This is a genomic window from Rhodococcus sp. NPDC127593 (genome assembly GCF_042671975.1).
Classification (GTDB): Bacteria; Actinomycetota; Actinomycetes; order Mycobacteriales; family Mycobacteriaceae; genus Rhodococcus_F.
The window spans coordinates 25,951-32,870 of sequence record NZ_JBHXWI010000085.1 but is presented as its reverse complement, the minus strand read 5'-3'; the positions used below and the strand labels follow the sequence as shown (position 1 = coordinate 32,870).

4 protein-coding genes are annotated in these 6,920 nt (G+C 63.1%); 2 read left to right on the top strand and 2 right to left on the bottom strand.

Features of this window, described 5'->3' with window-relative positions:
* Positions 1 to 450 precede the first annotated feature (450 nt).
* Both ACFVJ3_RS44200 and ACFVJ3_RS44195 read left to right on the top strand, forming a co-directional pair.
* Entirely contained in the window at positions 451 to 954 is a 504-nt protein-coding gene (locus ACFVJ3_RS44200; RefSeq protein WP_378458088.1) for a DinB family protein, read from the top strand.
* Between the two features lie 386 nt (positions 955 to 1,340).
* Positions 1,341 to 1,841: a GNAT family N-acetyltransferase gene (locus ACFVJ3_RS44195; RefSeq protein WP_378458087.1), complete on the top strand. Its 501-nt coding sequence runs from the start codon at positions 1,341 to 1,343 to the stop codon at positions 1,839 to 1,841.
* 1,210 nt (positions 1,842 to 3,051) lie between these two features.
* Here the strand turns inward: ACFVJ3_RS44195 and ACFVJ3_RS44190 are convergent.
* Positions 3,052 to 4,791, bottom strand: a complete 1,740-nt coding sequence (locus ACFVJ3_RS44190) for a hydantoinase B/oxoprolinase family protein (protein WP_378458086.1) — start codon at positions 4,789 to 4,791, stop codon at positions 3,052 to 3,054.
* Positions 4,788 to 6,917: a hydantoinase/oxoprolinase family protein gene (locus ACFVJ3_RS44185; protein ID WP_378458085.1), complete on the bottom strand. Its 2,130-nt coding sequence runs from the start codon at positions 6,915 to 6,917 to the stop codon at positions 4,788 to 4,790. Before ACFVJ3_RS44185 ends, ACFVJ3_RS44190 begins: the two co-directional genes overlap by 4 nt.
* Positions 6,918 to 6,920: the final 3 nt, after the last annotated feature.

The window sequence follows — 6,920 nt, the reverse complement described above, 5'->3', positions numbered from 1 at the left end:
TGCCCATCGGAAATCTCCAAAGCGGGTACCGGGTTCCTCATGTACGGATTCTATCGAATCGATCAAGAATTATTTGCGAGACACACCACTAGCGCATAGCCATGCAAGGATGCGTCCGCTCCCCTGAGATATCCGCATCGCGTCCGCTGTCGAATCGGGTGGACGTTGTCAGCTTCAGAAGACGACTGCATCAACTGTGCGATAAGCTGCGCTGAGGCAGCATTCCCCTAACAGCCTGGGCTGCGGTGTTGACGCTGGCCCTTCTTGCGGCACACCCGAGCGCACAGTCATTGACAGCAAGCGGATCAAATGCTCTTTCCCCGGGTCGTTCTTCGGCGCCGGACGTTTCGCTCCTCTCCCGAAGCGGATCGCCGTCTTGCGTAACCCAGCCCGACCGATACGTAGCGTACGATCCTTGACCAATTACACAACAGAATGGAGTGAAAGCTTATGGCTACCAACAGAATTACTACCGGCGCGGAGCGGTCGATCATCGAGAGCATGCTCGACCGGAACCGCGAGGCACTGATCGAGACCGCACGCGGCCTGTCTGATGCCGACGCCCGCCGACGACTCGTCACATCGCTGACGACACCGATCTCGTTGATCAAGCATGCCGCTGCGGCTGAACGGATCTGGTTCCAACGGTTCTGGGCGGGACTCAACGAATCCGAATGCGATGGATACTCGCGCCGCGACGAGGGCACCTTCGCCGTCGCCGACGACCAGTCGCTAGCAGATGTCATCGCTGAGTTCGAGCGAACAAGCCAACGATCACGTGAGATCGCGTCCCGCTTCGATCTCGACGATCACAAGGACAATCCCCGCGAGGGAAACGTCAGCATGCGATTGACACTGCTTCTCATGATCCAAGAGTTCGCCAGGCACGCAGGTCACGGCGACATTCTTCGCGAACAGATTGACAAGCCTGTACTGCGACAGCCGAACTCGTGACAATTCTCGTTACCTAGCGCATTTCACTCGCAAAAGTGTGCTCTACCGAACAGTTGGGTCAGCTCTGCCACTGCCAGCGCACCGTCCGGACCTACGACGAGCCGAGAGCGTTCGCCGGCAATGCCCATCGGAACCGGTTGCGGCTTGACTCCTCGTTGATCGGAGGTAGGTCAAGGGTTCGTCGACGCCACCACCTTCGGCGACACCCCCGGATCATTCGCGAAACAGGGCACGAAGTCATACCGAATCCGGCGACCGTAGCCCGGCGGAACGGGACCACGAAGAAGGTAACGGGGGTAAAGCCCTGGGGTTGGTCGGATGTATTGCTCACGCGCAGGTAAACGATGGTGTACTCCTCGTGCCCGGTCTCGGTCTAGTCTCGAACCGTGCGTGAGATTCCGAAATTCCACCTGTGTGCGCCCGAACCGACCGACGCCGATGCGATCGCTGAGGTACAAATTGCGACCTGGCGGGCAACGTACGGCCATCTCCTCCCTAGCTCTCATTTCGACCACAATGCGCTGGAGGATCGAAAAGCAATGTGGCGCTTAATTTTGAGCGATCGCAAGTTACCGCAGCGACTACGTGTTGCGGAAGTAGGCGGGAGTATTATCGGGTTCGCCCATGCAGGCTCACCACTCGACGACGATGACCCCGTGCGAGATCTCCAGCTCTACACTCTCTATCTTCTGCCCGAACACCACGGGAGCGGGGCGGGGCAAGCGCTCCTCGATGCAGTTCTAGCCGGCGACCAGGCACAGCTTTGGGTCGCCAAGGACAATCCCCGCGCTCACAGCTTCTATCGACGCAACGGTTTCGTGCCTGACGGATTTGAGAAGATCGACCGAGGCGCGGCCGATCTGGTCGAAGTGAGACTCGTCCGATAATGGATGCGGATCAACAGATTCGCGGTCGCCGGTACCGGGTCGTTCAGCGGAAGGCTCATATCTATGTCGCAAACATATGTCCCGTATGGGAACCCATAGCCCGTATCGACTGTCTAGTGAACGGTCGTGGGCGAGCGTGGTCCGACATGGTCGATCCGGCTGTTCAACTACCTCACCGACTAGGGGGAGTCCAATAGACGGTGGGCGGATGGATGTCGGCAGTCCCCGTCAGAAGTACAGCGGATGCTAATCGCCGCGGCCGAGTGGAATTATCTCGGCGCGCAACACTTCAGGTGGAGGAAGTTCGAGGTACGTGGCGACCGGCTCGAGTTCGAGAGCAGGCCAGGCCGTCACCAATGGCAACTCGGTAGTGTCAGGCAACGGCGAGACCTCATAGTGGTCTTCGCGGCGGTACGAGCCCGGCTGCTGATAAAAACCCTGCGTGGGTGCGCGAGGCACCGGCTGAAGGACGGAATCCTCGAGGTCGGGTAATTGCAACTGCTGGCGTTCGCCCGTCCATTCTCCGGGATGAGATCGACCCGTCACCGGATCGATCTCGGCTGGGGAATTGGAACAGGCGTTTCATGACGATCGCCTTGTCGCCCGACGCGACCGCGACGACCGCCACATCGAGACCCCACGAGTACGCCACAATCGAGCGCAAACCCACGACAATTCCGGCGCCCCGAGCAAGTATCCGCGGACCGTGAGCGAGCGCACCCATCTCCGACGCATCGGGAGGCACAAATGCGCTGCGGCCGCGTCATTACCCGAGCCTGACATGCCGACCAGCCCGCAAACGACGAAAGGCGGCTACGACTGGGATTCTGTTCGTCACTAGACGGTCGCCGAGCCGAACGGCCGGACGGTGTGTGCAGGCCGGAGGTAGATGGCACGTCCGGCGGGGTCGAGGTGATGCAGCGTGCACCACCTTGGCGACCTCGTGAACCCTGTGACCGTCCGCGCAACGACATTGCCCTGGGCATTGTCGAGGCGGGTTGATTGCGGGGTCGAGCACACCACGGACTCGCCGCCGGCGGTTGTGTCTATTGTTCGGAGACGAGGGCGCCGGTGCCGATGGAGCAGGAGATGTCCCACTGTTCACGGTGCTTGTCGATCTCCAGGACGGGCGTGGTGAAGTATGGATCGTGAGGACGGTTTCCGTGCCGTCATGGGCGGTGCGAGTCCACAACGACACGGACACCGGTCGTTACCGGGTGCGGTTCGTCCGTTCGACGCGGGTCTCTTCGGCGAGCACCGTGGTCGTCGATGCGTCGAGAATGACTCCGTAGTCGCGCAGTGCCGCCTCGGGTGTGACCTTGCCGTCGAGGACGTCGTCGAGGACGAGTTGCGTTGCCCGGGTGAGGGGGTCACCGTAGCCGCCGCCGCCCGCTGTGACCTGTCGGTGCCGGTCGCCGGCACGGACAGCGCGGTGTGGTTTGGACGGAAGCAGTTCCTCGTCAATGGCACCGAGATTGAGGATGTTTGCTGACGAGGCGCCGCTGTGTCCGCCGTTGAGTCCGTAGGGCTGGGAGGTGCGTCGGTCGGAGCGGATTTGGATGGTGGTGTTGTCGTAGAGCAGTGTCATGTCTCGGTAGGTTGACAGTCCGCCGCGGAACTGTCCGGCGCCACCGGTGTCGGGGAGGTAGCCGTATCCGTCGATTCGAAGGTGTCCGGACTGTTCGAGCTCTTCGATCGGTGTGTTGGCCAGGTTGGCACCGAGGGGGCTGATTGCGTCGTTTCCGTCGCCGGTGGGGGTGGCGCCCCAGGAGCCACAGAGGATGTCCCAGAGGACGATCGAGGTTCCGTTCGGTTCCGTGACGCCGACTGCGACCGAGTTTGGGCCACCGTCGCCCGCTGCGGGGACCCGGTCGGGGAAGGCGGACGCGAGCGCTCCGAGGACGGTGTCGATGATGCGGTAGGCGACCAGGCCGCGGGCCCCGCGCGCCGCCGGGCGTCGCCCGTTGAGAATTGAGGCGTCGGGGATGATGAAGGTGAACGGGCGGTAGAAGCCGCTGTTGGCAGGGATGTCCGATCCCAGTGCGCCTTGTAGTGAGGCGTAGGACGCAGAGCGGGTGAAGGATGCAGTCGCGTTGAGTGCCGAGGCCACCTGCGGGGAGGACCCGGTGAAGTCGAAGGTGATGTCGCTGTCGGCGATGGTGATCTTGACCTTGAACGGGATCGGGCCGGATCCGAGGCCGTCGTCGTCGATCGCGTCGTCGAATGTGTACTCGCCGTCCGGTGCGCCGTCGAGCGCTTTGCGGACTAGCAGTTCGGAGTAGTCGAGTAGTTCGTCGACCCGGTGATCGAATTCTTCGATCCCGTATCGGGTGACCAACTCGCGGATGCCCTTGCTGCCGGCATGGCAGGCGGCCAGCTGCGACTCGAGGTCGCCGCGCAGCATTTCCGGCTCGCGCACATTGCGCAGGATGAGGTCGTAGAAGGTCTGGTTGGTCACCGACGCGTCGACGAGCCGGGACGGCGGAATCTGAATGCCTTCGCCGAAGATGTTCGTCGATTGCACGGCCATGGAGCCGGCGGCCCATCCGCCGACGTCGGCGTGATTGACGACGGTGACAGCGAACCCGACCAGCTGCCCGGCGGGGGAGTCGGTGAAGATCGGGGCGATCGCGAAGATGTCGGGCAGGTGCATGCCGCCGCGGTCGGGATCGTTGAGAAGATAGATGTCACCCTCTCGGAACGTGTCTCCGAACTCGGCGAACACCGCCTCCATGGCGTCCGGAATGGAACCGAGATGCACGGGACAGGTGTTGGCCTGAGCGATGATTCGTCCGCGAGCGTCGCAGAGTGCGGCGGAGAAGTCCATGCTGGACGCGACGATTTGTGAGTGCGCGGTGCGAAGGATTGTGATGGCCATTTCGTCGGCGAGGCCGGACACAGCGTTACGGAAGACTTCGAAGGTGGCTGCGTCGCGGATCGTGGTGCTCATTTCGTTACCTCGTCGTGGTGGGTCGGTGTCCAGGTGATGATGATGCTGTGGAACTTGTCCAGGTGTGCGGTGGCGCCGGGTGGGACCAGCACCGTCGAGTCCATGTCCTCGATGATCAGGGGGCCGAGACGCGGTTGATCTGATAGGTGGAAGCGTGAGATCACCGGGGTGTCGACGTCCTCGGCGAAGCGGCACACACGTGAGGCCTCCTCGAACGCAGGAATGCTGTCCGAGGTGAGGGCTTGGTCGATGCTGACTGGGTTCGGAAGGAATCCGCGGACACGGACGTTGACGATCTCGATCATTTCGTCGCTGCCGGAACGACCGTAGGTCTTGTGGTGCTCGGCGTGGAAGCGGCTGTATGCCTCGCGGACCAGATCTTGGTCGACTGTTCCCTCGGGCAGAGGAATTCGCAGTTCGAAGCGCTGCCCGTGGTAGCGCATGTCGAGGATGCGCTCGATCTGAACGGTGTCGGTGTCGACGGTCGAGTTGGTGAGTTTGCACGTCACGTGCTCGACGAGGTCGTCGAAGGCCCGGCCCAGTTCGCTGGGCTCGGAGTGTTCGGTGCGGTACGGGGCGACGAGCTGGTACTCGGTGTCCGCGACCAACAGTCCGAGGCTGCTGAACAGGCCGGTGTGAATCGGCACGATGACGGTGCCGATGCCGAGTTCGCGGGCGAGGGATGCGCCGTAGAGGGGCCCTGCGCCGCCGAAGGCGACCATGACCGAATCTCTTGGGTCACGGCCACGCTCGCTGGTGACCGCCTTGACGGCCTTCGTCATGCTCGAAATCGCCACGTCGTAGGCGCCGCGAGCGGCGGCTCGGGGCTCGCGGCCCATCGGGTGTGCGATGGTCTGGAGAACCTTGTCTGCGAGTTCGGGCTGGATGTGCACACGACCGCCGGCAATCGCGTCGGGGTTGAGATATCCGAGAACGACGTTCGCGTCGGTCAGGGTGGGTTGGTTGCCGCCCTGACCGTAGCAGGCCGGCCCGGGGCGGGATCCGGCGCTTTCCGGGCCGACATGCAAGGCGCCGGCGTTATCGACGGAGACAATACTGCCGCCGCCGGCACCGACTTCGGCGATGTCGATCGACGGGACTCGGACCGCGTATCCGGCACCCTTGCCCAAACCGCGGCTGATGTTCATCCCTCCGCCGACCTCGTAGTCGTTGGCGACGAACGGCTGGCCGTTCTCGATCAGGGACGCCTTGGCGGTGGTCCCGCCCATGTCGAAGGCGACGACATTGTCGAGTTCGAGGAGTTGGGCGAGCTTCTGCACCGCGATGACGCCGGCGGCCGGGCCGGACTCGATGATCTGTGCCGGACGCTCGACCACTGAGCTCGCGTCGAGGAGGCCACCCGAGGATTGCATGATCGAGAACGGGGCGATTATGCCCTGCTTGCGCAGATTGTGGCCGAGTTCGGTCACATAGTCGTGGACGACGGGACCGACGTAGGAGTTGACGACGGCGGTGCTGCTGCGTTCGAACTCCTGCATTTCCGGGGAGATGTCGACCGATGCGGTGACGTACACGCCGGGAAGCAGGTCGCGGAGCTGGTCGGCGACGTTGCGTTCCTGCTCGGGGACGACGTGGGAGTTGAGTAGGCAAACCGCGACCGCTTCGATCCCGTCTGAGCGGAGCTGGTCGGCGAGTGCGGTGACCTCCTGTGGGTCTACTGGTCGTTCGATGTGACCGTCGGCGAAGATGCGCTGGTCGAGTTCGTACCGGTGCCGACGCCGCGCCAGTGGTGTGGGCTTCTTCCAGGACAGGTCGTAGAGCAACGGCCGCCGCAGCCGACCGATCTCGAGTACGTCGCGGAAGCCCTTGGTGGTCACCAGCGCGGTGCGTGAGCCGCGCATCTCCAGGATGGCGTTGGTGGCGACGGTCGTGGCGTGCAACACGGCAGCGACCTGGGTCGTGTCGACTCCGGCCTCCGCTAGCGCGGCGGTGGCGCCGGTGATGACTCCGGTGCCGAAGTCGGGAGGGGTCGAGAGCACCTTCATCGGCACGATGCGAGCTTCGGGGCCGAGTGCGAGGACATCGGTGAAGGTGCCGCCGATGTCTGCGGCCACCAGCCATTGCCCATCTGAGGTCGGTGTTTGGGTGTTGTTGTGCGAAGCCATGTC